The following is a 25,364-nucleotide window of genomic DNA, read 5'->3' as shown; positions in this document are numbered from 1 at the left end:
GATGAGTGATATTAATTCTAAGATCTCTATTGCCTCAGATAGTACCGTTGGTTCAGCGCGGCAAATAAAAATTCCCGCTACCTATTTAAGAGGTGGCACCAGTAACGGCGTGTTTTTTAAGCTCTCCGATCTTCCTATTGATGCACAATCATCCGGCGAGTATCGCGATAGACTGTTGTTGAGGGTTATCGGTAGCCCTGATGCCTATGGCAAGCAGATCGATGGTATGGGGGGCGGAAGTTCCAGTACCAGTAAAGTGGCATTGATTTCAAAAAGTCAGCAAGCGGATCACGATGTTGATTATTTATTTGGTCAAGTCGCTATCGACCAACCACAGATTGATTGGAGTGGTAATTGCGGTAACCTTTCCGCTGCGGTCGGTCCTTTTGCGATAGAGGCTGGGTTGATTGACCCTGCTCGTATCCCTGAACAGGGCGTGGTGGCGGTAAAAGTATGGCAAACCAACATTCAAAAAACGCTGATCATTCACGTACCAATCGTCAACGGTCAAGTTCAAGAAATCGGTGATTTTCAGCTCGATGGTGTTACTTTTCCTGCGGCTGAAATTCAGGTCGAGTTTGTTGATCCAGCTGAGGGGCAGGGGGCGATATTTCCGACAGGAAATCTACGTGACTGCTTATCTATCCCCGGTCTTGGTGATATTGAAGTGACGTTGATTAATGCAGGGATTCCGACCATTTTTCTTGATGCTCACCGACTGGGTTATCAAGGCGATGAAGGGCAAGAGGTGGTCAACGCCGATCTTGAAATGCTCGCTAAGTTAGAAATGATCCGTGCCTATGGCGCGTTAAAAATGGGTTTGATTGAGCATTTAGAACAAGCTAAAGCGCGTCAACATACGCCTAAAATTGCTTTTGTAGCGCCATCGAAAGCCTATCTCACCGCTAGTGGAAAGCAGATTGAGAGTGCTGAAGTTGATCTCCTGGTGCGCGCTCTATCAATGGGGAAATTACACCATGCGATGATGGGAACCGCTGCCGTTGCCATTGCCGCGGCGGCTTGTGTTCCTGGCACGATCGTCAACCAAGCCGCGGGAGGTGGTCAACGAAGTCAAGTCACTTTTGGTCATCCTTCTGGTACCTTAACGGTCGGCGCGACGATAGAAGGAATGATTATCGAAGGACAGACACAGCCCGTTTGGCAAATCACTAAAGCGGTGATGAGTCGCAGTGCACGAATTTTAATGCAGGGTTGGGTGCGGGTTCCTGCGCCTTAACCATTTTTTGGAGATAGTGTTGAGCTATCTCTATGTTCATATTACATTCAGCGATTGATACTATGCTGGCTTAGGGAGCTTGAGTAATCATGAGATATCTGACTTATTGAGTATTGATTGCAACAGAATGCTCTTTGGCGCTGAAATTTTATATTTTCTATATATCTCTTATCGTGTTTTATACATTTTCTTTAAATCCATCTGATTAGTATGGAGGATCTCTATTCAGATAGGATGCGCTCAAAGCGCAATAGGAAAATGAAACCATCACAAAAAAGTACGTCTTCGCTTGCTCTATTGGCTGTCGGTATTGTTTATGGTGATATTGGAACTAGCCCTTTATATGCATTGAAAGAAGTGTTTTTTAGTCACCATCCCCTTGTTATTAATTCAACAAATGTTTTTGGCATACTCTCCTTAATCTTTTGGGCTTTTATTATTATCGTGTCGGTAAAATATTTATTGTTCATTACCCAAGCCGATCAAAATGGTGAAGGCGGTATTTTAACCTTAGCAAGTATTGCTAAAGCGCATTGCCCACATGCAATGAAACCGGTTGTTCTACTATTAGGCTTATTAGCGGCAGGATTCTTCTTCGGTGAAGCGGTAATTACACCAGCAATGTCGGTGCTTTCTGCGGTTGAAGGGATCGCTGTAGCTAAGGCCAGTTTAGCCCCTTATGTTTTGCCTGCTGCATTGGTGATCATTTGCGTATTATTTGCTATTCAAGTTTTAGGAACTGAGCGGATAGGCCGTTTCTTTGCGCCAATTATGCTGCTCTGGTTTATCACGTTGGGTATTTTAGGGTTGATGGCTATCGTCAAGCAGCCACAGGTTTTAGCTGCAGTGAATCCTTATTATGCTTGGCATTTTATAGCTACTCACGGTATCGGTACTCTTATTATCTTAGGTGTTGTTGTACTGTCAGTCACGGGTGTCGAAGCGCTATACGCTGATATGGGCCATATTGGCATTAAGCCCATTCGATGGGCTTGGTTTACTATCGTTTTACCTAGTTTACTGTTGAACTACTTTGGGCAGGGGGCGTATTTACTTCAAACACAAGGCCTAGAAAGACAAACCTTTTATGGCTTAGTACCCCATGCGTTACTCTGGCCATTGATCATTTTAGCGACGTTAGCGGCGATTATTGCTTCTCAAGCGGTGATTTCCGGCATCTTCTCATTAACTCGCCAAGCGATGAACTATGGTTATCTCCCACCATTAAAAATCACCCATACTTCAGCGCATTCTCAAGGACAAATTTATGTGCCTGCCGCGAATTTACTATTATTCACATCCGTAATGATGGTGATGGCGAGCTTTAAATCCTCAACAAATTTAGCGGCTGCTTATGGTATTGCCGTGACCGCGATCATGACCATCTCTTCATTATTAATACTGATTGTCGCTCGTTACTACTGGCAGTGGCGATTACGTTATGTGATGACCATGGGCGCTGTCTTTATTACCTTGGATCTCGGCTTACTGATATCAACATCGACGAAATTTAGTCATGGTGGTTGGCTGCCAATCGTGCTTGGTGGTGGTGTATTCCTTATTATGTACATTTGGCAGCAACAGAAGCGGCGTTTATTGGAACAATCGGGGAGTGATTTATCGTTACCCGCAATGATCTCGTCACTTGAAGGGGAAACCTTTCAACGTACTCAACGTACTGCGGTGTATTTTTCTCGTTCGAGTGATCATGTGCCTCGGTCACTGATCCACAACTTAAAATACAATAAGGTATTGCATGAGCGTAATGTGTTGATGACCTTTCAAAATGACTCTCAGCCTTATGTTCATCCCTGCCGTCGAGCGGAGATAACCCAACTGTCGGATACCTTTTGGCAAGTGATCATTCATACTGGATATCAAGAAACCCTAGAGATCGACCAAGTAATGCACTCTTGTGGTTTAAAAGGGCTATTTCTCCATCCGAATGAAACGATTTTTTTCCTCTCCGCTGAGCATATTCAAGCGCAAAAAATCGGTTTATGGCATGACTTTAAAGCTAGGCTATTTATTCTATTAAGTAAGCACGCATTACGAACCTCTGAGCGATTAAATATTCCCTCAGATCGATTAATAGAGATGGGCGTTTATCGGGAAATTTAGTCTCTGTCATTTACGTTACGAAAAAAATAAAAAGGCCAAGTAACGGTGTTTACATGGCCTTTTTTGCTAATAGAGAATGAAAGCTTATTAATTTGATTCGCGATGAATCGGCGATATTTTTTGCTGAGCGCGTCGGCGTACAGACCAACCAATAAGTAGGCTTACGACACCAATCAATAACGTCATCAACGGGGCGAGAATCAAAATATGATTGGCAATTTTCGATAAGTTATCAGGCAGTAATGACACGCCATAGCCTGAAAAGACCAAAAAAAGAACCCATGCAATGGCACTTAAGGGGGTGACCAGTAAAAAACGCGTTGGAGATATCGCATTTCTCAGTCCCATGACCATCGGCAATAAAGAGCGCACCACAGGTAAAAAACGCGCCATAAACATTGCCAGCAGGCCGTATTTATGAATTAAACGATCCGTTGTATCCCATTGTTTAGCAGGAACTTTCTCTAACCAAGAAGCCACCATACGCCATTCTTTCAATTGATGACCTTGGTAAAATGCCATTGCTCCTCCTAACCATCCTGCGATGATCAGCACGCCAATCACGGCGTATAAATTCAAAATGCCGACAGCAGCAAGGCTACCACACAAGATAACGATGCTATCACACGGTAGAGGCGCAGCAGGCAGGAAAGCACTCTCAACAAAAATCAGTAACCCGATGCAGAGATACAATAACGAAAGATCGATGTGCTGTAGTGCAATCAGATCTTGATGCCATAAGGCAGAAAAAATAGACAATAGCGTATTCACAATATCTTTCCTCAATCAAAAAATAATAACGAGTTGTTTGATTGAAAAAAGTTAAGCGTGGGCAAAACGTGAATAGAGATTAGAAAATTGCAGCGCTTTGCGGATAAAAAACAGCGTGGATTGACTAAAGTAAAACCACAATATGATCGCCGCGACACTCAGCGCAAGGGCAAGATAAAAGGGAGTGTCTTTCTTTAGCGCGATATCGTCATTATCATCAGAGATTAAGCGAATGGGTGTTGTGCGATTGGGTTCACTGCGTACGACTATGGCGAGTGAATATTGTTCTGGATGCGCTTGTTCGCTAGCCACATGTTGATGAATCAAGGTAGGGGCTGCTAGTGGTTTCTCTTGAATAGCATTTAAATCAAGCCAGTTTGGAAAACTGACCAGAGCGATAAACAATGCAAACAGAGCAGACTGGATCATAAGACGATTATGGATAACTTGAAATTACCCAGAGTATGCGGCGTGTCAGCCATATCTGTAAAGTGTTTTTAACCGTCGAGCAAGAGATAACCCTAATTCATTCATCGAGGTTGGCGTACTCAACTATCTAAACAAACTATCATCCCTTAACCTATCATTTCCATTGAATTTTTGTTAAAGTGCGCGGTTTAATTTTTCTTCGGGGAAGTAATGAAGTTACTGTATTGGCTCAATGAAGCTTTATCGCTTTCTCGCCCAGCGTTACAAGCTAGATTACCGTTAACAGGCTCGAACCTGATTGATGATGTATTTATACGTTACCAGTTGGTGGATCTTGACCAGCCGTTGCTATTTCTATTTTCACCTTCGGGCAGTAATGTACGTCAGCAAGAGTTGCATGCTGATTATGTCCCTTGGGGTTATGATTTCGCTCAGCAGCAACAGGTTAATGTGATTGCTTTTCAGCACCTAGGAATGACGAACTGGTTTCGTAGTCCGAGTTTAATTGATTTCCTTGAGCAACTTGCTCCTTTAATTTCGCCATTTCCCCAGCGCTTAGGTTATGGCTTAAGCAGGGGTGGATTTGCGATTGGGGCGTTTGCAAATTTACTGCAGCTTAATCATGTGCTGCTGTTTTACCCTGTGAGCACCAAAAATAAGCATCAGGTGCCGTGGGATACACGCGCTAGTACCGAGGCGGCCCAAAAATTTGATTGGCAGGGGAAATACCACGATAAAGACCTAGGTGATGCCCAAGGCTATATTATTTACGATCCTACCGACTCTATTGATACCCTGCATGCCCAACGTTATCCAGAGTTAGTTCATGTGCCAATTTCAGGAATGGAACATGGTATTCGTTCAGATGATACTGAAAAGTTAAGTTTTTATAACTCTATTGCTGAGCAATTTATCAACGAACAAAAGATAGATGTTGATGATTGCCATAAACAAGCTCAGCAATGGTTTTTAGAGAGGAAAGAGCCCGAATAAGCGGGGAAACACACGGTATTTTTAAACACAATTGCGTAATGCAATTTAGATGGAGGATAAATGAAGTTACTGTATTGGCTGGATGAATGGGCGTCTCTTTCCAAAGACGAACAGCAGGCCAAGTTACCTATGTCTGGTGAGGATTTACTTGACGACATTTTTGTGAAATATCAATTTGTTGATTTAAATAAACCCTTGTTATTTACCTTCTCACCAGCAGGGACGAATTTACAGGAACAAGACTTAGATTCGAATTTTTCGCCTTGGGGCTATCGCCTTGCGCAAAAGCAAGGAGTTAACATTATTGCTTTTCAGCATTTAGGGAAAAGTAATTGGTTTCGTAGTCGCAACTTAATTTTCTTTTTAGAGCAATTGTCCACGTTGTTGAGTCCATTTCAGTCTCGACTAGGCTATGGATTGAGTCGTGGTGGATTTGCGGTGGGCGCGTTCGCCAATTTATTAAAGCTAAATCAAGTTTTGCTTTTTTATCCGGTGAGCACTAAAAACCAACAGATTGTCCCTTGGGATGACCGATCAAGCACTCATCTGGCGCAGCAATATGATTGGCAAGGTGATTATCACGATCTTGATTTAGGGGATGCGAAGGGGTACATCATTTACGACCCGACGAATCAGATCGACCGACTGCATGCGAAACGTTACGCTCAATTAACTCACTTAAGGGTATTTGGTATGGGACACGGAACTCATGCTAATTATCTGAATCAATTTGGCTTTTACAAGCAAGTGGCGGTGGATTTTATTCAGAATCAACATATTGATATTGCGCAGTTTCGACATCAAACCAGGGCTTTGCGCTTTAAAGAGGATTACTATCAGTGCCTGAATAAAGCTAATGCAAATTCTAGGCATCGTTTAGGGTTGCTGAGTACCGCGCATCATGTATTGATGGCTGAGAAGAAAGCGCATATTAAGGAACATCAAACGAGTATTGATATTCAGCCTTTGCTGGATATTGCCGTCAAGCATCAGGATGAAAACCCACAAGATGCTGTACAGCTATTGGAGCTTGCGCAACAAATCGTGCCCGGCGATCCTATGGTTGAATATAAATTGCAGCAACTGCTTTGCTAAATGCTGGTTTAGTTGACAGAAAAAAGCGCCAACGGCGCTTTTTATGATCTGGATGTCACGAAAGTTAACTGCAAGCTTGAACCGCCATTAAGCCATTTGTTTTTGAGCGTTAATATTTGCAGCGATTTGGTCACCCATGGTGATTAACTTATCTAAAATTCGCTCGCCATCGGTGCGAAGTCCGTTGTGCTCATACTCATTGGTGATCCACGCGGTTGAATTTGCTATTTGCTTCAGGGTTGCGAGGCTAATACCCATGTCAACAAACATGTCATCAGCGTAAACCGCGCAAGTGACCGGAACTTTATTTTGCGCCAGCACTTGCGGATGATACAGTGCAGGCCAATCGCTTTTGACGGCCAATTGCTCTGCTGCCGCTTGCAGTGGTTTTAAGCAGGCGTATTGTTCGAACATCCAAGGGAAAACCATTTCACCAGTAAATAAGAAGGTTTGATTCGGCTGGTAATCAAAGACTTGATACTCTTGGCGAATGCGTTGCGCGGACCAATTTGAAGCGCTGTGCTGACAGTAAATCGACTCATGCAAAATGGCGTAAATAGGGTTAGTTTGAAACGCTTGTTGCATGAGCATCTGATTGAGAAACTCGTAGCTTAGGGTCTCTTGCCCATCCACCGAGATCAAGGCATTTTCCAGTAAGTAATAGGTGGGCAGAAAACTGTCACTCATACCCAAATTGATGCCGATTTGTTGAAACTGCTCAACGGTAAATAGTTGACCATTGGGTAAGTGAACTCGATGGTTAAGCAGATGATTGGCAATACGCTGACATAAGGTTTGCGCTTGAGGGAACTGAGCAAAAAAGGCGTGGTTTTTCTCCAAAGTACGAGCAAACGTTGCGCGGTACACCTCATCAGCATGGGCGGTAAGCGAGGGCACGCCACCGGTAATGTAGGCGCGTGTTAAGCTCTCTGGATAGAGAGATAAATAAGTGAGCGAGCAAAAACCACCGAAGCTTTGCCCTAAAATCACCCATTGCTTCACTCCGAGCGCTTCACGGATGGCTTCTGCGTCGCGCACGATATTATCAGCACGGAAATGACATAAATAATCGGCTTGTTGAGCTGGGTTCATGGTGGATAAGGTTTGGTGGGAGATCACCGAGCTATTACCCGTGCCACGCTGATCAAGAAGCAATACTTGATAATCTTGCAGCGCGCGTTTTAACCAGCCAGATAAACCATTAGGGCGCGGTGCAGGGAAGCCAGGCCCACCTTGAAAATACACCAGCCAAGGTTTTTGTTGCTCGCCATCAGGGACTAAACGAATCGCCCGCGCAAAAACCGAAATCGTGCTTGAATCCGGGTCGTTGTAGTTTAAGGGCAGGGTAAAGGAGTGTGGAGTGTATTGCACGCCATTGTCAATAAAAGCAGTCAGATCTTGCTGCATCACGATTCCTTGTTGATGATGGTTATTTGCTTGGTGACATTGTCACTTATTATGATTCACTAAAGTAATCAGCAAGGTTATAGCAGTTTTCTGCTCGGTTCAAAGCATCTGTGTCAGTCAATCTGATCTTAATCATGCAGAAAATAAAAAAGCCAGTCGCAAGAGGCGGCTGGCTAAAAATGTGAACAAAATCTATTCACTAACAACGTCAGTTGGCTAGGTGATCCTCGGCTTAAAAGGATCAATCTATATAAGGCATTTAGCGTGCCAACTTTTTATGTGGGGTAATGCTCATAAAATCGGTGTTTATTTGAGTTTAATATCGTTTTGTTTCATAGTTTGCTTTGCAAAATGCAATTGATTTTTTGTTTTGCGATTTTTATCTGATGATCAATCGAGTCAGAGTTTAGTCATCAATCTGTAGAGTGTGGGTGACTTCCTTGAATTGATTTTATGATCCGTTTATACCGAGATAGTTGATTTGATAAAGAGAATCCTTGCCTTATGAATGAATTTGAAAAAATGACCTTAGGTTTAGAGCATGATTCAGATAGTCCGGAATTTGCGATACTAAGAAACCAAGCTTTTGATCTACTTAAAGAGATAAATTCTCGTCAGTTTGCTGCGGCTCGGCCCTATCTTGAGAAATTATTCAAGCAGATCGGTGATAATACGGTGGTTTGCCCGCCGTTCTTTTGTGAGTACGGGAAAACCATTTCCATTGGCAGCGAGACTTACATCAATATGGGAGTGACGATGTTGGATAATGCACCGATCACGATTGGTAATAACGTTTTAATTGGTCCTAATAGCCAATTTTATACGCCGACCCATTCGCTCGATTACCAGCAGCGGCGTGGTTGGACTTTTCAGTGCGCGCCAATTGTCATTGAAGATGATGTTTGGATTGGAGGAAATGTTGTTATTTGCCAAGGCGTGACGATTGGCGCTCGTTCAGTGGTAGCAGCGGGAGCTGTTGTCACCAAGGATGTTGCTCCTGATACTTTGGTTGGTGGTGTCCCAGCTAAATGGATCAAGACATTAAAGCAAGTTGAACAATAAAAATAGGGAGACGAAAAGTCTCCCGTTTGGATCTGTCTTTTTCCTATCGTAAGCGACAGCGGTGTTAGCTACGTTGATTGATTAACCCAAATAACGCGACACTAAATGCGCCTTGAAGTGTATTGGGTTAAGTACCTCGCCTGTGGCTTGTGTCACTAATTCGTCAGTCGTCAGTAGGCTACCTTGACTCCAGATATTGTCACTCAACCAAGTAAAGATCGGGCTAAGATCTTTACGAGCAATCGCTGCTTCTACATCAACACCTTGTTTCATCGTCGCCATAAATTGCGCGGCATACATAGCGCCAAGCGTATAAGAAGGGAAGTAGCCAAAGCTGCCGTCTGTCCAGTGAATATCTTGCATACACCCATTTTGATAGTTGCCAACGGTGGAAAGGCCAAGATAGTCGCCCATTTTTTCATTCCATAACTCTGGTACATCCGTGTGCTTGATGTGGCCGTTCATTAGATCACGTTCAATCTCATAACGTAAGATAACGTGAGCTGGGTAAGTCAGCTCATCAGCATCAACGCGAATGAAGCCTTTTTCCACACGGGTGTAGAGTTTTTGGAAGTTGTCGGCGGCGAACACGGCACTTTCATTAGCGGAGAAATGTTGCTGAGCTAGAGTGGCTAAATGCTCAATAAATGGCGCGCTACGGCCCAACTGCATTTCAAAAAATAGCGATTGAGATTCGTGAATGCCCATTGAGCGAGCGTGACCAACCGGATTGCCCGCAAAGGCTTTGGGTAAGCCTTGCTCATAACGCGCATGGCCGGTTTCATGGACAATACCCATTAACGATTGAGTAAACTCGGCTTCATTATAGCGGGTGGTGATCCGTACATCACTCGGTACGCCGCCGCAGAATGGATGTGTGCTTTGATCTAATCGGCCATGGTTAAAATCAAATTGCAGCAGTTTCATGACCTCTAAGCCAAGTTTTTTTTGTTCACTGGCTGGGTAATGGGCTTTAGGGAGAATGACTTGCTCACTGCGCTGTTTTTCTAAGACTTGCTCAATTAAGCTTGGTAACCAGCTTTTTACATCGGTAAAGACCTTATCCAGCGCTTGGCTATTGGTTCCCGGTTCATAGAGATCAAGCATGGCATCGTAGCGGCTTAAGCCGGTGATATCTGCTCGAATTTGCGCTTCTTCTTGAGACAGTTTGACCACTTCGGCCCAATTTTTTTCAAAACCAGTCCAGTCGTTATTTTTACGTTGACTGCGCCAAGCGTGCTCACACTGCGAGCCTGCTAGGGATTGCGCTTTAACCAAAGATTCTGGTAGTGCATTGGCCAGTTGCCATTGACGATGCATTTCTCGCCAAGTGGCTTTTTGCTCTGCGGTTTGGAGTTGTTCTTGGCTGCGATCGAACCACTCGGCCAGTTGCGGCTCGGTCAGTAACTGATGAATATGAACGGATAATTGTGCCATCGCTTCGGAGCGAGCTTGAGCTCCGCCCGCGGGCATAACCGCAGCTTGATCCCAGCCACAAATCGAGCTGAGATGTTGAAAATGGGCAATTTTTTTAAAATGTTCAATCAGAGCGGTAAAAGCCATGTTGATTTCCTTATTCGATGATGCTTTGGCTCACGACGGAGAATACGTGGAGCCTTGATTTGCAGTGCTAGAAAACAGAGTCTATAGAATAGGGGATTCTGACTGTGCTGGCTAATCGTTCTTGTTTAAGCTCAATTAATGAGTCTGATACGCGCTAAATTTCTATCCCTAGTTGATGATCCGTCACTGTCTTCTGTCTGAAGTCTTGATTTGCAGACGTTATCTATTATTTTCCTTAGCCAGTTCTGTGTAGGTTATATGGAAGAGCTTAATGTCAACGAGAAAAAATTAACTGAGAAGTGGCTCACTAATAGTACAAATAGGTTGCGAAGATGTTCAAATTTGTTGTGTTTTTATTTCTGAGGTGAATGTAAAGGTATTACTATCTTTTCGTATATAACAATAATGAACGCTACAGTGGAGGTAGACATGAATGCAATATTCCTGATGCTGATGGGCTTAGGTGCCATGGCGCTGGGTTACATTTTTTATTCGAAATTTATTTGTGAAAAAATTTTTAAAGTCGACCCGCATTTTCGAACCCCCGTCCATGAAATGAATGATGGTATCGATTATGTACCAACCAATAAATACGTCTTATGGGGGCATCATTTTACGTCTATTGCTGGGGCTGCACCGATTATTGGTCCTGCCATTGCCGTGATTTGGGGCTGGGTTCCAGCCTTTATCTGGGTCGTTTTTGGCACGATTTTCTTTGCTGGGGTACACGATGCGGGAGCGATTTGGGCCAGTAACCGTAATAAAGCAAAATCGGTCGGTGCGTTAACTGGCGATATTATCGGTCCTCGTGCACGCAGTCTGTTTATGATCGTTATCTTCCTTGTACTGCTGATGGTCAATGCGGTATTCGCAGTGGTCATTGCCCGTCAGTTAATCAGCTTTCCCAGTGCGACTATCCCTGTGTGGGGAGCCATTTTGGTTGCGTTGGTGATTGGTCAGTTGATTTATCGTCGTTATATCGGGCTTGCGATGGTCTCACTACTAGGAGTTATTGCTCTATATGCAATGATTTATGTTGGCCCTATGATGCCACTTTCTTTGCCCGATACTTTGATGGGTTTGAATCCTACACAGAGCTGGATCATCATTCTGTTTGCCTATGCAGCTATCGCTTCTTTATTACCGGTTTGGATGCTACTGCAGCCAAGGGATTATATTAACGGTATTCAATTATTCATCGGTTTGTTTTTAGTTTACGGGGCGGTTTTATTCGCCGGTCCTGATGTGGTGGCTCCAGCGTTTAACACCAATTTACCAGAGGGGACGCCATCACTGATCCCATTGCTGTTTGTGACCATTGCTTGTGGCGCGATTTCTGGTTTCCACGGTCTAGTGGCGAGTGGTACCACGTCGAAACAGTTAGATAAAGAACCGGATGTCCGTTTTGTTGGTTACTTTGGCGCGATTGGTGAAGGTTCTTTAGCGTTAGCGGCGATCATTGCGGCCACCGCAGGTTTTGCGACTTTAGCTGATTGGCAAGCGGTTTATCATGGCTTTGGTCAAGGTGGCGTGGGCGCGTTTATTAATGGCGGAGCCAATATCTTACAGCAAGGTTTGGGATTAGATACCACGCTGTCACAAACATTATTAACTGTGATGGTGGTTTTGTTTGCTGGCACGACCATGGATACTGGCCTACGTCTGCAGCGCTATATTTTCCAAGAATGGGGCAACATTTATAACATAAGTTGGATGCAAAAAGCCCTGCCAGCAACCTTGCTCGCCGTCGGTTCATGTGTGTTACTCGCCTTTGGTGCTGGTGGTGACGGCTCTGGTGGTCTACTGATTTGGCCGTTATTTGGCACCACTAACCAGTTATTGGCTGGTTTAACACTACTGGTGATTACCGTGATGTTGGTGCGTTTAGGACGTCCGATGTACTACACCTTAGTTCCTTTAGTTTTTTTATTGATCATGACTACCTTAGGTTTATTGATTCAGTTGAAAAGCTTTTACGATAAGCAAGATTGGTTCTTGTTCACACTCGATATTATCGTACTGATTGCCGCAATCTTGATTACCTTAGAGTGCGCTTCTGCTTTGAACAAATTGATTAAAAGTAAGAAAGAGGCGACGGTAAATGAAACTGAGTAAGATCCGTGCTTGTTTTAAGCTCGCTAATCATTACGCAGAAGAAATTTATAATGCGCCGTATCGTTCGGCTATTGCTCGCGCTAAGCGCGAGCAAGACGATTTGTTTATGTTGTTGATTTTCTCGGAAATGATGGGCGTGCCTAATCCCGCCAGTTATTACACACTTGAATTACAACCGTTATTAATGGAGCGTTTTCATGATTGGCATCTGCGTATGGGCATGCCTCATTCGCCCTTAGATCAGTTTCGTTGTTGCTGAGTTCTAGGCCATCATGCAATCACAGATATTTAATCGAGAGGAAAGAGTTGTGTCGTTATTACTCAACACTCAACGGGTGATCTTAGTGGGTGGTAAAGGTGGAGTAGGAAAAACCACTACCTCTGCGACCTTAGCGTTACTTGCGGCAGAAAGAGGGCGCAAAGTCTTAGTCGTCTCAACTGATCCTGCGCACAGCTTAGCCGATGCTTTTGATCGCCCCATTGGCGATAAAATCACTCGTATAGCTCCCAATGTCGATGGGTTAGAAATTGATCCCGATGAAGAGGTGGTTCGTCACCTTGAGCAGGTGATCAGTCAGTTAAAGCGTTTTACCCGCCCCGAGTTGTATGGGGCTGTTGAACGGCAAATTCGTTTAACGGGTCAATCGCCTGGAGCGCAAGAAGCGGCGTTATTGGAATGCATAGCTCGTACATTAGAGCATGGCTTGCAGCACTATGATTTGGTGATTTTTGATACCGCGCCCACCGGCCACACTTTGCGTTTACTGGCTTTACCGGAAGCGATGGCGGCTTGGACACAAGGGCTGCTCAAGAGTAATCAACAATCGGATAAATTTGGCAAGGTGCTTGATCACTTAACACCGAGAGCAGGCAAAGATATTGCTAACCCTTTGGTCAGCCCAGAAGAGCATGCCACCAATGGTCTTGATGAGCGACATAAGGCGATTGCGGAAATTTTACTCAATCGCCAACGTTTATTACAGCGTACACGTGAGACGTTTCTCGATAGCAGCATGACTTCGATTCTATTTGTGCTGACGCCAGAAAAACTGCCAATATTAGAAACCGTGCGTGCCGTACAAGCACTTAGTGAGGAAAAACTACCGGTGGCAGGTATCGTTATTAATCGTATTTTACCCATCGAAGCCGATGGCACTTTCTTAGCTCAGCGCCGAGAGCAAGAAAAACAGCATTTACAAGAGATTAATCGCCAGTTTGCTCATCTCAATCGTTATCCGATTCCTTTACAAGCTACTGATATACAAGGGGTTGAGCAGTTACTTGCCTTGAGTGAGCGTTTTAGTGAAGCCGGTTTTTAAATCCCTAAAGTGCGTAAAAAGTAAAAAAATATTACAGACAAGTGATTCACTCTCAGGTATAACGATTTTGTGATCTGAATCGTTCAGCTATTCAGCATCACAATGATGGCTAGGGAAGGCAGAGTATCGGTGATGTTCATCACTGGCTCACTGTCTCTACGCACTTTGCTGTTGATGACTTGTGTGAGAGATTATGTATATTCAGAATTTTGAAGCGTTTTTAATTGCGATAACCATTTTAACCTTAACGCCGGGTTTAGATACCGCGTTAGTTATCCGTAATACCTCGCGAGCGGGGATGGCGGATGGTTGCGTGACCAGTTTGGGGATCTGCGTCGGTTTATTCGTTCACGCTACGTTTTCCGCGATAGGCATTTCGGCGATTCTGACTCAATCTGCCGAGTTATTTCAATTGATGAAAATGGTTGGTGCGGCTTATTTGATCTGGCTGGGGTTGTCGAGTTTGCGTGCTTTAGCAAAATCACCGAGTGGTGTTGACATTGTGACTTTGCAACATGCACAGTTAAATGTTCGTCGTTCACTACGTGAAGGTTTTCTTTCTAACGTATTAAACCCGAAAACGGCGGTGTTTTACTTGGCTTTTTTGCCGCAATTTATTAACCCTGAGCATTCGCCTTTGTTGCAATCGTTATTGATGGCAGCCATTCACTTTATGATTGCTATGCTGTGGCAATGCGGTTTAGCTGGTACGTTAAGTAGCGCTAAAAACCTGCTTAAAAACAGCTCGTTTATGCGTTGGATGGAGGGGACGACCGGGGTGGTTTTGGTTGGATTAGGCTTCAAATTAATGACGGATGACATTGAATAGCCATCAATTTACGAACAGAAAAGGGCTTGAGAATATCTCAAGCCCTTTGTTTTTTATTGTTAAAGTTAATCGTAGCAGTAAAAAGAATAAACTAGGCTTTGGCTTTAATGGTTTTTAACTCTGGTAGCTGCGCTTCAAAATAAAGCTTAGTCTCTTTTATAACGACATGACGTAAGGCAATTAAGCCTATCAGGTTAGGAATTGCCATCAAGCCGTTAACAATATCAGCAATAATCCAGATCAGATCGAGATGAAGAAAAGCACCGGAAGCAATTAATCCGATAAAAATCACTTTATAAGGCAGCACAGCCTTGGTTCCCCATAAGAAGACTACGCAGCGCTCACCATAATAATTCCAACCTAAAATCGTTGTAAAAGCGAAAAAGATCAATCCAACAGAAACCAGTAATGGTCCAAGCGTCTGGGCATTAAGCCCCGTGGCAAAGGCATGCGTTGTCATCGCTGCGCCCGCAAAATCGCTTTGCCATGCACCAGTTAAAATCAAGGCTAGACCCGTCATGGTACAAATGATGATCGTATCAAAGACGGTGCCAGTCATTGAAATCAGACCCTGTTTAACACAAGAGTCTGTTTTTGCTGCCGCTGCCGCCATTGGCGCACTGCCTAAGCCGGATTCGTTGGAAAATACACCACGTGCAATACCCGACTGAATTGCCAACATAATGCTGGCGCCTAAAAATCCGCCGCTCGCTGCGGTTGGCGTAAAGGCGGAAACCAGCACCAGTTGAATCGCTTCTAGTAGTTTGTCACCATTACTGATGATGACACTTAAACACGCAACAACATAAAAAAGCGCCATGATAGGTACGACTTTACCTGCGACCTTAGCGATAGATTGGATACCACCGACAGTGACGAAAGCAACAAGGATGGTCAGTACAACAGCGGACATCTCTCGTGGCACGCCAAAAGAAATTTGAGTCGCGTCTAAAATGGCATTAACTTGTGGGAAAGTACCGATCCCAAAACAGGCGACACCAAGCGCAAAAACCGCAAATAAAATCGCTAACGTGTTTGAACCAACCCCATCACGCAGATAATACATCGGTCCGCCAACCATCTGTCCTTTATCATCGACTTTACGGTATTTAACGGCGAGTAGACATTCTGCGTATTTGGTCGCCATACCAAACAAAGCCGCTAACCACATCCAAAAGAGTGCACCAGGCCCCCCTAATTTGATTGCGGTTGCGACGCCAACAATATTACCAGTACCTATGGTGGCAGAAAGTGCTGTACATAGTGCAGCAAAGCTGGATACATCACCTTGTTTTTCATCGGGCTCTTTACTGAACACCATTTTGATAGCAGAGGGTAAGTAGCGAAACTGAAGTAAGCCTAGGCGAAACGTAAAATAGATTCCGGTTCCCACAAGGAGGATAAGCAGTGGTGGGCCCCAAATAAAGTGGTCAATAGTTTGTAGCAGTGTTTGTAGATTGGTCATTATTTCCCCTTAATAGTGTCAACATAAGGAGAAGAGGAAAGGGGGCTGAATAAATATATTCAGTCAAACTCACAGCGAAAAAGCAACGCACAAGAAAACCATGTCACGATACCCGTGGTAACCGCCATGTTCAGCATTGTATTAATGCAAAATGAGCAAAGCCATGAGGCTTAGAATCATAAAACCTTTCACTCCTCTGTCCTTTTGCCTGAGAGTTTCACTGTACTGATGTATCCAGCACAGCTTGCTCCTTCGGCGACCGATTGAACGGTTCTCTCCAGAGGTTCCTCCAACAACAGTCCTCGCTTTTATCTTCAAAAAAGAATAAAGCACCTGAAAGATTTACTTCTTCGGCGGGTATAGTTAACTAAGTGTTGTAGTTTAGTTAATAACCACTCTCCTGCTGTCTTCAACGGAACAATTATCTAGTGTTACAATAATTTGCTTGGCGATACTAACCAAAATAAAGTGTGATGTCATCTACAAATTTAATGGTAAATGATTTGGGATTGATAAGGTGATTAAGAGCAAAAAGGTCGCGTTGTTCGAAAAAGCGCCGCCGCCAATGTGGATCGAATTAAATTATTGACATAACAGCAGGTTAATTCATTTTTCTTTGACCCATTTAGGCTGATAAATGGTATAAAATAGCAAGCAGCAACTGGCTTGAGAGCTACACTTGTCTTACCGCATATTATTGAAGTAGGCAAAATAAAAACCGGAGCATACTATGACCAGATTAATTTTTATTGGGGTATTGATTGTTCTTGCTTTTCTTTTAATCCGCTATGGAACTAATGAGAAGCTTCAAAAGTGGGTGGTGATTGTTTTATTATCGGCTTTTGCTCTTTATACCGCTTCGCTTGTGGTTACTGAATTAATTCGCTGATGCTAAATTGGGAGTCAATGTGAATCAAAAAAAAGCAGATGAGGATCAAGATGTTGTCGTCATCGAACAGCGTGACAAACGCAGTTATCTTTATATCGGGTTAGCGGCAGCACTAGGGTTAGCATTAGGGGGATTAGTCGGTTCGTCAGTGACGGAGACTAAATGGCAGTCGGCTTATGCTGGTTTGCAGGTCAATGTACAAGCATTACAAGACAATGCTAACGCATTAAAAGAACAAAGCGCTCAACAAACAGAGCAACAAGAGCAAGAGTGGCAAGCTAAATTACAAGAGCATCTTGATCAGCAAAAAAGCCAATATCAAGAGCAGCTAGATCAATTAGAAAAACAAATAGCAGAGTTAGAAAAAGTTAACTTATCGTTGGATCAGCAATTAGTAAAGCAAAACCATGCATTGCAAAGTGCTGATGAGCAAAATGCACGTTTACATCGTCAGGCTGATATGCAATCGATACTTTTTGAGCGTTCACGAGAGTTATTTCAAAAAGAGCTAAAGATTAAGCAAGAAGTTGAACAACTACAAAAAGAGCAAAAGCAGTTGCAGGAAGCCTTGCACATCTTGAAAAAAGAGTGTGATGTTTATTTAAAAGGCCAATCTTGGGATGCAAAATCCGATGCTTGTGATAGGCAAGATGCAGCGAGTTCAAGATTAAGTCAAGTGGAACAAATGCTGCGAGTTCATCAACTGGATTTACAAGAAATCAAATCATTATCGGCTGAAATAGGTTTGTAGCATCATGCGGTCAAAGACCGAAAAATCCAGCCTCTAGATTGATAGAGGCTGGATTTTTAGTTATTCACGAAAGTTATTATACTGGAAAGGTTGTTCTAGGTTACTGTCTTTTAAAAAGGCGATCACCGTTTGTAAATCATCGCGTTTTTTACCGCTGACTCGAATTTTATCGCCTTGAATAGAGGCTTGTACCTTGAGCTTAGCGTCTTTGATCATCTTGACCACTTTCTTGGCCAGTAATGATTCGATCCCTTGTTTAAATACAACATCCTTGTACCAGTTTTTACCTGAATGAACAGAGTCTTTTAGCTCCATAGATCGTGCATCAACACCGCGTTTGGCTAAATTGCCGCGCAGGATATCCAACATTTGATTAAGTTGAAAATCATCTTCAGCGGCCAATTTCACTGTTTCGTCTTTAAGTTCGAAACTGGCGTCGACATTACGAAAATCAAAACGCGTGGCGAGTTCACGATTAGAGTTATCTACCGCATTACGTAGTTCTACAGTATCAACTTCTGAAACAATATCAAAAGAAGGCATAATGAAAATTCCTTATCTTATTGAGCACGTCGAGTGGTTATTGCTTGAGCCAGGCGAGTAATCATGGTTGCCGTATCATCCCAGCTTAAACAAGGATCAGTAATCGACTGACCATAAGTTAAATTAGTCAAATCACACATGGACTGATTGCCTTCGATAAGAAAACTTTCAGCCATAATACCCGCTACCTTATGGCTACCGGATTCAATTTGACGACAAATTTCTTCAGCAACCTCAAGCTGCTTACGATGCTGTTTTTGACAATTAGCATGGCTAAAATCAACCACTAATCGTTCAGGTAAATTAAATTCAGCCAACTGAGCACAGGCGCTATTAATTGAATCGATGTCAAAGTTAGGACCACTTTCACCACCACGTAAAATGACGTGTCCATATGGATTACCGCTGGTGCGATAGACGGTCATGCGCCCATTTTTATCGGGCGAATAGAAATAGTGTGAGGCGTGAGCTGCGCGAATCGCATCAATAGCAATTTTGACGTTACCATTAGTGCCATTTTTAAAACCAACAGGGCAGGAAAGAGCGGAGGCCATTTCTCGGTGAATTTGCGATTCTGTTGTGCGCGCTCCAATTGCTCCCCAACTAATAAGGTCGGCGATATATTGCCCCGTGATCATATCGAGAAATTCGGTCGCGGTTGCCAATCCGAGTTTATTGATATCGAGTAATAATTGACGTGCTTTGTTTAAGCCCGCTTCCAACGCGTAGGAGCCATCTAAATTAGGATCGGTGATCAAACCTTTCCAGCCAACCACGGTGCGTGGTTTTTCAAAATAGGTACGCATGACAATGAACAGTTGTTCACTATACTGTTGTTGTATTGCGCTTAATCGACGTGCGTATTCTAGTGCTGCATGGGTATCATGCACAGAGCAGGGGCCGACTATCACCAATAAACGATCATCTTGACCTGATAGGATTTGTTCAATTTGTTGACGTGAGTGAGCAATGCGCTCGGCAACCTCATCGGTAACCGGATGCGCAAGGCTTAATTCAGCCGGCGTTGGCATTGGGCCAAGGGCTTGAGTTCTTAATTCATCAGTTTTTAATGGCATCATATTGCCTATTTTTTTATTGCGAAGCGCTAAAGATAACGAATTTAACCCAGAGAATAAACCACTTAGCAGAAATGTGGATGATGAAAACTGTAAAGGTGACTTTTTATTCTCTTTTTATGAATTAATATTGATTTTTGCCCTTGTGTTTGGTCAATGAACTCGGTATTTTCGTCCTACAGTAATCAACAACAGATGGAGCCGTTATGAGTGTTGTATCACCTTCTTCAGTAAATAAGCCGTTTGAGCAAGGTAATACCTTACCTCAATGGTCTCAACAAACCTTGAGTTCAACCTTGTTTGTTGCCATTTCGGAGCTGATCGCAGATAGCATTTTTTATTATCCTGGTTTGGTCACGGATCAAGATCAGTTATCCGAGCTAGAGAAAAGTTCTTTACAGGCATTATTAAATGATCAAACGATTGCTGAGCATTTTGTTGATACGTTAGTGGAGCGAATTGAACAAGGTATTCAGCCACATCACCAAAGCGTTCGTATTTGTTTAAGTAGTGCTGATAGTGCACAAAGCCGTACTTTACTGGGCGGAGAAAAAGTCGCGGTTGAATCAAATCCGGCGCTTGGAGTTCGAGGTGTCGCTCGATTAACGGCCATTGAATACGCTGATGCATTTGAGTTGGAGTGCAACGTGATCAAAAGGTTGATCAGTAAAGGGCATCCTATTGAAATCGTCGTGCCTTTTGTTCGCTCGTTGAGTGACGCCGCCGCAATTATTGATAGCCTCGCCGAACAAGGTTTACCGCGTGGTTTACATGGGTTAAAGGTATCATTCGTTTGCCAAGTGCCTTCCGCTGCACTATTGGCAGAACGTTTACTGGCTTATTTTGATGGGATGCTATTGGATTGGGACTCCCTTGCCCAATTTACCTTAGCGGTTGATAATAGTGCCGATACTCTTGTTGAACGCTATCAACCCAGCGACAATGACGCCGTGTTTCAGTTAGCCGAAATGGCCGTTAAAGTAGCCCATCAAACGCAGAAACCGCTGAGTATATTAGTGAGCGAACAGAATGTATCGAAGAAGATTCAGCGTTTTTTATCTGAAGTCGCTCAGCCAGATTCGGTTTATTATTACTGAGTTTTCTCTTTAAGACATTAAGCTAATCAGAAACCAAGTAAAAATGACTTGGCTTCTGATTTTTTGTAACATTCCGTTGACATTTTCTTGGCTATCGAGTGAACTGGTCTGATGAGATCACAGGGAAGTCTAATTATGTTTTCTGCTTTAACCAAAGCCAATTTCTATCTTAATTATTTCGGTATTTTTAAGGTACCCCTTATTTGGTATTGTCGACCTAAAATTCTGCTGTTAAATGATCAAGCGGTTGAAGTCCGTATTCCGCTGAAAAGAAGGAATAAAAATCATCTAAATAGCATGTATTTTGGCGTACTTGCCGTAGGTGCGGATGTAGCTGGTGGCTTTATGGCCATGCACAAAGCTCAGCAGCGTGGAGAAGTTATTTCTTTAGCATTTAAAGCCGTCAAAGCAGAATTTTTAAAAAGACCGGAAGGGGATGTCCACTTTCATTGCGTCGATGGCGCTGCGATTGATGCCATGTTGGATGAAACCATGGCGACTGGTCAACGCGTAAACCGAGAGGTCAAAATCGTCGCCACTTGCCCATCACAGCATGGTAATGAGCCAATGGCAGAGTTTTGGTTAACGTTGTCTGTTAAAGCGGTGAAATCAAAATAATCAGCGTAAAGAGAGTGTGACTTAATCTAACTCAATTGCTTCAATGTCGACAATTTTGCTCCGGTTAATCACGATTTTCCAACGATAATAACGGGCGGCTTGCCGATGGTCTTTTTCTTTTACAATTAAGTTAATCAAGTGGCGTTTCTCGACCGCTTCCCGACTGACTTGACCATTGCTGAGTTGATAAATACGAGTCGAGCTTTTATCAATTAAGCGTGTTAACGGACGTAAATCGATCATCATCGCTTCACGGGTTTCTTCATAACCGCTCATAAAGCGTGATGTTGACATATCGACTTCCGAGCGATAGTGAAGAATTTGTTCTTCACGATGGACAATCCGTTTCTTACGAATGGCTTGAATTTTTTCCGGTAACTCAGATAACGATTGGTAATCTAGCCATTCATCTTTTTGCCCAACCTGAGTTCCTGTCGTTGGATCAAAATAACGTCGCCGCCATTTGGGCTTGCCTTTACGGATCCAGCGCCACAGTATATTGCGTAAATCATCTTTAAATATCTCACGCAAGGCATAAATGAACGACATCGCAATGATAAAGGAGGCGGTAATCTCCCCTAGATAGTCACGAGCGACAATGGCAGTAAGTGTTACCACGACCATGATTAAGCCTGTGACGACCCCTTTAACCATCCGTTTGACGTTATTGCCCAGAGAGGTCACTTTTTCATTAAGAATGATCGGATGTTCAATAAGACGCCGTAATAAACGCATCTTATTACTCAGGCGGGTTACATCTGTGCCAGCTTTTTCGGAGTTGTAATGATTTAAGGCCCGATGAGCCTGCTCTTTTTCAACTAAGGTGATGAGGCGTTCTTTAATGGTTTTATAGTCATTATCACGAGTAAGGTGAGCGACTATCGACAGAAATTTTTGCTCGGTATACCAAGAAAGATAGTTATCAATATTGGCGTAGTAACGTTTAAGGTTCTCATCGTAAGGAATGGTTCTACGTAATCGTTTTAGAATATCGAGCGATAACTCGATAACCGTATCAACCTCATCTGCGGTGACGGTGTCACTGGTTGCATTAAGCTGATTAACGGCTCTATCTAAGGCGATAACATATTGATAAGCAAATAAACTCAAACTTACCCGATATTGAGTTGATGAGAGTCGGCCGCGTTGTGCTAATCGGCTATGGACAAGTGGCAGCAGAATTTTATCACTGTAATAGGAGCGCTTTTGATGAATGGAGCTATAAAAGAACTCCGACTCTGAAATGATTTCTGGGCTAAGCCCTAATTCCCCAGGAATAAAAAGATAAACATCCAAATCGAGTTTTTTACTGCCTGACATTTGAGTGGCAATCCTCAACGTGACAGCGTCATATTTATCTACCGTGATCAACGAAAGCTCCTGAAAAATTGCTGAATTTTATCGATACAATTGCGAGAAAGGATAGCAGAGATCACGTATAATCTCTGCAAATTTGCTGTGAGACAATTCTACATGATTAACATTGGCCAAATTAATAGCTTAGAAGTCGTAAAAATCACTGATTTTGGTGTTTTTTTAGATGCGGGAGAGTTCGGTACCACTCTATTACCTAAACGTTATGCACCACAAGGCGTAGAGCTAGGGCAATTTATTGATGTGTTTCTGTTCTTTGATTCAGAGAATCAATTAGCCGCGACAACAGAGACACCTATCGCTCAAGTCGGAGAGTGGGGATTAATGAAAGTCGTCGGTGTGAATAATACCGGAGCATTTGTTGATTGGGGCATTAAAGATAAAGACTTACTGATCCCCTACAGTGAGCAACGTGCGCGCTTTAACGAAGGACAGACGATTTTAGTTTATGTTTATACCGATAAAGCGTCTGGCCGTATTGTGGGTACCACTAAATTTAATAAATGGTTAGATAAAACACCAGCGCATTATAAGGTTAACCAGCCTGTTGATTTGATTATTGCTGAGCGTTCAGAGCTGGGCTTTAAAGCAATCATTAATGGAGCGCATTGGGGGATGATTTTCCCATCGGATGTGTTTGGAAAACTGTTTATCGGTAAAAAAATCAAAGGTTATATCAAAAGTATTCGTCCTGATGGCAAAATCGATCTGGCTCTTCAAAAAGTCGGTGTGGAAAAAATGGATGAGTTAAGTAGCAAAATTTTATCCATGTTAGAGAAAAAACAAGGCTTTTTACCGCTTAGCGATAAATCGACTCCAGAAGAGATTTTTGCCACTTTCCGGACCAGCAAGGGTACGTTTAAAAAAACCATCGGTGGTTTATTTAAGCAAGGAAAGATTGTGATTGAAAAAGACGGTATTCGTCTCGTTTAAGCTAGATTGAGTATTGTTGACCAAAAAAATGGCCCAAAACAGCGTTAGGTTTTGGGCCTTGGGAAACGCGCCAGAAGGGGAGTTAAGCGCGATTTACGGCTATCCCCTTGGTTTGGCTATTATGTGGGGATATTGATAAAGTATAGACCAGTGCCCACTGTTTGATACTTATCATTCCTTAACGCGCAGCAATGCTTTTAAATCCTTCTATTAATATCATCAGTGTGGAATGTTCATTGGCTTTAAAACAGATTTTTATCGCGCACTAAATCTCGTGGTAAGCCATTTTTGATCCGATTACCGACCCATTTCCCTAGACCAATCACATCGCCTTGATAACAAACGATCACTTCACCTTGACCTGTCGTCTCTTCTGGTCGAACATCACGTCCCATAAACCAATCACGAGCTTGATCTTTATCTAATTCAACGGATTGCGATTCTTGTCCGGTTGCCAATGTTGTAGCGACTTGATGTTGCCAGCGATAGCCCCGTTTATGTTGCTCAGCAATTTTTATCCCCATTCGAGAAAAACGCAGCTCGCCGAGTAGCGATTCTAAAGCCGAGGGAAAGAGCCAGATGTCACCATCACGTGACCACACGTGGCTGTCTTCTGGTAAACGAATGTTCAGTGCATGATATAATTGTTGCTCAATCTCAAGGCGTTGTGCAGGGCTAACTTTAACAAATGGGAATTTACCCAAGCGTTTTTTTACAGCAGGCGTTTCCACTGACGCTAATTTGGTGATTTTAGCGACGAAAAATCCTTCACAGTCATAAACTTGTGGGAAAATATGCAAAAAACCTTCTTCAGTAATGGCCTGTTCAGCACTCTGGAAAAGTTGATCGAGACGAGTGAATGTGACCGCGTCACCATAAGTCTGTTTCAAATGCCAGCAGACGTCTTGGTTCTCTTCACGGCTTAATGTGCAGGTTGAATAGACCAACACGCCGCCAACTTTGAGCGCTTGAAAAGCACTTTCAATTAACGACTTCTGGGTTTGCGCGATACTCATTACCGAAGCTTTGCTCCAGTTTTTCATCGCATCAGGATCTTTGCGTACAGTGCCTTCACCAGAACAGGGAGCATCAAGCAAGATTGCATCAAATTGCTCAGGTAACCAACCACCAAAGATTTGGCCATCGAAATTAGTCAGAGCGCTATTACGAATACCACAACGTTCAATATTGGCGTGTAAAATTTTCACTCGACTTGCCGAATATTCATTTGCTACCAATACGCCTTGATTATCCATTAACGCTGCGATTTGTGTTGTCTTGGATCCCGGCGCTGCTGCCATGTCTAATACATACTCAAAAGGCGTGCCAGATTGCATAAATAGGGCAGAGACGGGCATCATTGAACTGGCTTCTTGGATGTAAAATAGGCCCGCCATATGTTCTGCGGTATTGCCAAGCGGAACCTGTTCTTCATCTGCAGTAATCCAAAATCCACTCTCGCACCAAGGGATAGGTTCTAGGTGCCATCCCTTTCCTGCCGCTCGGGTTTGAAAATCAACCACAGATATTTTTAACGTATTAACACGAATACTTTTTCTGAGTGGCCGTTGGCAGGCGGCGATAAAATCGTTCAGGTTGAGTGTTGAGGGCAATATTTCAGCAATGGTAGAGAGGAACTCTTCGGGTAGCGTAACGGTGGAATGCAAAACAGTGTCT

At 43.3% G+C, this 25,364-nt stretch carries 23 protein-coding genes and 1 riboswitch; of the genes, 14 read left to right on the top strand and 9 right to left on the bottom strand.

The window, feature by feature from the left end:
* Position 1 precedes the first annotated feature (1 nt).
* Together prpF and AACS00_RS07475 are read left to right on the top strand one after the other, a co-directional pair.
* Positions 2 to 1,237: a 2-methylaconitate cis-trans isomerase PrpF gene (gene prpF, locus AACS00_RS07480; protein WP_110166980.1), complete on the top strand. Its 1,236-nt coding sequence runs from the start codon at positions 2 to 4 to the stop codon at positions 1,235 to 1,237.
* A 258-nt stretch (positions 1,238 to 1,495) separates the two neighbouring features.
* Positions 1,496 to 3,358: a potassium transporter Kup gene (locus AACS00_RS07475; protein WP_110166979.1), complete on the top strand. Its 1,863-nt coding sequence runs from the start codon at positions 1,496 to 1,498 to the stop codon at positions 3,356 to 3,358.
* Positions 3,359 to 3,445: 87 nt separating this feature from the next.
* On the opposite strand, the gene AACS00_RS07470 is transcribed toward AACS00_RS07475, so the two are convergent.
* Complete coding sequence (locus AACS00_RS07470) at positions 3,446 to 4,129, bottom strand: DedA family protein (protein ID WP_181397497.1); 684 nt, start codon at positions 4,127 to 4,129, stop codon at positions 3,446 to 3,448.
* Between the two features lie 51 nt (positions 4,130 to 4,180).
* Positions 4,181 to 4,558: a hypothetical protein gene (locus AACS00_RS07465; RefSeq protein ID WP_072669397.1), complete on the bottom strand. Its 378-nt coding sequence runs from the start codon at positions 4,556 to 4,558 to the stop codon at positions 4,181 to 4,183.
* 210 nt (positions 4,559 to 4,768) lie between these two features.
* Here AACS00_RS07465 and AACS00_RS07460 point away from each other — a divergent pair, with 210 nt between their 5' ends.
* Positions 4,769 to 5,551 carry a cytosolic protein gene (locus tag AACS00_RS07460; protein ID WP_110166978.1) on the top strand — a complete coding sequence of 261 codons (783 nt, stop codon included), beginning with the start codon at positions 4,769 to 4,771 and terminating at the stop codon, positions 5,549 to 5,551.
* A gap of 60 nt (positions 5,552 to 5,611) precedes the next feature.
* A complete protein-coding gene (locus AACS00_RS07455) occupies positions 5,612 to 6,646 on the top strand; it encodes a cytosolic protein (RefSeq protein ID WP_110166977.1) in 1,035 nt (344 codons plus the stop codon).
* An 87-nt stretch (positions 6,647 to 6,733) separates the two neighbouring features.
* Here AACS00_RS07455 and AACS00_RS07450 read toward each other — a convergent pair whose 3' ends face one another.
* Entirely contained in the window at positions 6,734 to 8,053 is a 1,320-nt protein-coding gene (locus AACS00_RS07450; RefSeq protein ID WP_110166976.1) for an alpha/beta fold hydrolase, read from the bottom strand.
* 504 nt (positions 8,054 to 8,557) lie between these two features.
* Between AACS00_RS07450 and AACS00_RS07445 the strand changes: the two genes are divergently transcribed.
* Positions 8,558 to 9,115, top strand: coding sequence for a sugar O-acetyltransferase (locus tag AACS00_RS07445; protein WP_072669079.1), 558 nt, complete (start codon positions 8,558 to 8,560; stop codon positions 9,113 to 9,115).
* An 81-nt stretch (positions 9,116 to 9,196) separates the two neighbouring features.
* On the opposite strand, the gene AACS00_RS07440 is transcribed toward AACS00_RS07445, so the two are convergent.
* Positions 9,197 to 10,678 (bottom strand): carboxypeptidase M32, encoded by a 1,482-nt coding sequence (locus AACS00_RS07440; RefSeq protein WP_110166975.1) that lies wholly within the window; start codon positions 10,676 to 10,678, stop codon positions 9,197 to 9,199.
* A 429-nt stretch (positions 10,679 to 11,107) separates the two neighbouring features.
* On the opposite strand from AACS00_RS07440, the gene AACS00_RS07435 reads away from it, so the two are divergent.
* From AACS00_RS07435 to AACS00_RS07420, 4 genes are all read left to right on the top strand, one after another.
* Positions 11,108 to 12,793 (top strand): carbon starvation CstA family protein, encoded by a 1,686-nt coding sequence (locus tag AACS00_RS07435; RefSeq protein ID WP_110166974.1) that lies wholly within the window; start codon positions 11,108 to 11,110, stop codon positions 12,791 to 12,793.
* On the top strand, positions 12,780 to 13,052 hold the full coding sequence (locus AACS00_RS07430) for a cory-CC-star protein (RefSeq protein ID WP_072669082.1): 273 nt from the start codon (positions 12,780 to 12,782) through the stop codon (positions 13,050 to 13,052). The genes AACS00_RS07435 and AACS00_RS07430 overlap by 14 nt, the downstream gene beginning before the upstream one ends.
* Before the next feature lie 76 nt (positions 13,053 to 13,128).
* Positions 13,129 to 14,112, top strand: coding sequence for an ArsA family ATPase (locus AACS00_RS07425; RefSeq protein ID WP_445285990.1), 984 nt, complete (start codon positions 13,129 to 13,131; stop codon positions 14,110 to 14,112).
* A gap of 193 nt (positions 14,113 to 14,305) precedes the next feature.
* Positions 14,306 to 14,941: a LysE family translocator gene (locus AACS00_RS07420; RefSeq protein WP_110166973.1), complete on the top strand. Its 636-nt coding sequence runs from the start codon at positions 14,306 to 14,308 to the stop codon at positions 14,939 to 14,941.
* A gap of 91 nt (positions 14,942 to 15,032) precedes the next feature.
* Here AACS00_RS07420 and AACS00_RS07415 read toward each other — a convergent pair whose 3' ends face one another.
* Positions 15,033 to 16,406 carry an alanine/glycine:cation symporter family protein gene (locus tag AACS00_RS07415; RefSeq protein WP_110166972.1) on the bottom strand — a complete coding sequence of 458 codons (1,374 nt, stop codon included), beginning with the start codon at positions 16,404 to 16,406 and terminating at the stop codon, positions 15,033 to 15,035.
* A gap of 186 nt (positions 16,407 to 16,592) precedes the next feature.
* Positions 16,593 to 16,697, bottom strand: a riboswitch (glycine riboswitch).
* 439 nt (positions 16,698 to 17,136) lie between these two features.
* On the opposite strand from AACS00_RS07415, the gene AACS00_RS07410 reads away from it, so the two are divergent.
* A complete protein-coding gene (locus AACS00_RS07410; RefSeq protein WP_167363644.1) occupies positions 17,137 to 17,295 on the top strand; it encodes a hypothetical protein in 159 nt (52 codons plus the stop codon).
* A 19-nt stretch (positions 17,296 to 17,314) separates the two neighbouring features.
* Positions 17,315 to 18,046, top strand: coding sequence for a chromosome partitioning protein ParA (locus AACS00_RS07405; protein ID WP_110166971.1), 732 nt, complete (start codon positions 17,315 to 17,317; stop codon positions 18,044 to 18,046).
* 60 nt (positions 18,047 to 18,106) lie between these two features.
* Here AACS00_RS07405 and AACS00_RS07400 read toward each other — a convergent pair whose 3' ends face one another.
* Both AACS00_RS07400 and AACS00_RS07395 read right to left on the bottom strand, forming a co-directional pair.
* Positions 18,107 to 18,589: a YajQ family cyclic di-GMP-binding protein gene (locus AACS00_RS07400; protein ID WP_072669087.1), complete on the bottom strand. Its 483-nt coding sequence runs from the start codon at positions 18,587 to 18,589 to the stop codon at positions 18,107 to 18,109.
* A gap of 17 nt (positions 18,590 to 18,606) precedes the next feature.
* Entirely contained in the window at positions 18,607 to 19,665 is a 1,059-nt protein-coding gene (locus AACS00_RS07395) for a 3-deoxy-7-phosphoheptulonate synthase (protein ID WP_110166970.1), read from the bottom strand.
* 206 nt (positions 19,666 to 19,871) lie between these two features.
* Here AACS00_RS07395 and AACS00_RS07390 point away from each other — a divergent pair, with 206 nt between their 5' ends.
* Both AACS00_RS07390 and AACS00_RS07385 read left to right on the top strand, forming a co-directional pair.
* Positions 19,872 to 20,762 carry a putative PEP-binding protein gene (locus AACS00_RS07390; RefSeq protein WP_110166969.1) on the top strand — a complete coding sequence of 297 codons (891 nt, stop codon included), beginning with the start codon at positions 19,872 to 19,874 and terminating at the stop codon, positions 20,760 to 20,762.
* A gap of 135 nt (positions 20,763 to 20,897) precedes the next feature.
* Positions 20,898 to 21,380 (top strand): DUF4442 domain-containing protein, encoded by a 483-nt coding sequence (locus AACS00_RS07385; RefSeq protein ID WP_110166968.1) that lies wholly within the window; start codon positions 20,898 to 20,900, stop codon positions 21,378 to 21,380.
* Between the two features lie 21 nt (positions 21,381 to 21,401).
* Here AACS00_RS07385 and AACS00_RS07380 read toward each other — a convergent pair whose 3' ends face one another.
* Positions 21,402 to 22,751 carry a hypothetical protein gene (locus AACS00_RS07380; protein WP_110166967.1) on the bottom strand — a complete coding sequence of 450 codons (1,350 nt, stop codon included), beginning with the start codon at positions 22,749 to 22,751 and terminating at the stop codon, positions 21,402 to 21,404.
* Between the two features lie 102 nt (positions 22,752 to 22,853).
* Here AACS00_RS07380 and AACS00_RS07375 point away from each other — a divergent pair, with 102 nt between their 5' ends.
* The gene (locus AACS00_RS07375; RefSeq protein WP_004395302.1) at positions 22,854 to 23,687 is read left to right on the top strand and encodes a CvfB family protein; all 834 of its coding nucleotides are present in this window, start codon (positions 22,854 to 22,856) and stop codon (positions 23,685 to 23,687) included.
* A gap of 242 nt (positions 23,688 to 23,929) precedes the next feature.
* Here the strand turns inward: AACS00_RS07375 and rsmF are convergent, their stop codons facing one another.
* Positions 23,930 to 25,354 (bottom strand): 16S rRNA (cytosine(1407)-C(5))-methyltransferase RsmF, encoded by a 1,425-nt coding sequence (rsmF, locus tag AACS00_RS07370; protein ID WP_110166966.1) that lies wholly within the window; start codon positions 25,352 to 25,354, stop codon positions 23,930 to 23,932.
* Positions 25,355 to 25,364 lie beyond the last annotated feature (10 nt).

It is taken from the genome of Vibrio sp. 11986-1-5 (assembly GCF_963878025.1).
GTDB classification, from domain to species: Bacteria; Pseudomonadota; Gammaproteobacteria; order Enterobacterales; family Vibrionaceae; genus Vibrio; species Vibrio injensis.
The sequence above is the reverse complement of the archived record's forward strand: the minus strand, read 5'-3'. Positions and strand labels throughout refer to the sequence as shown.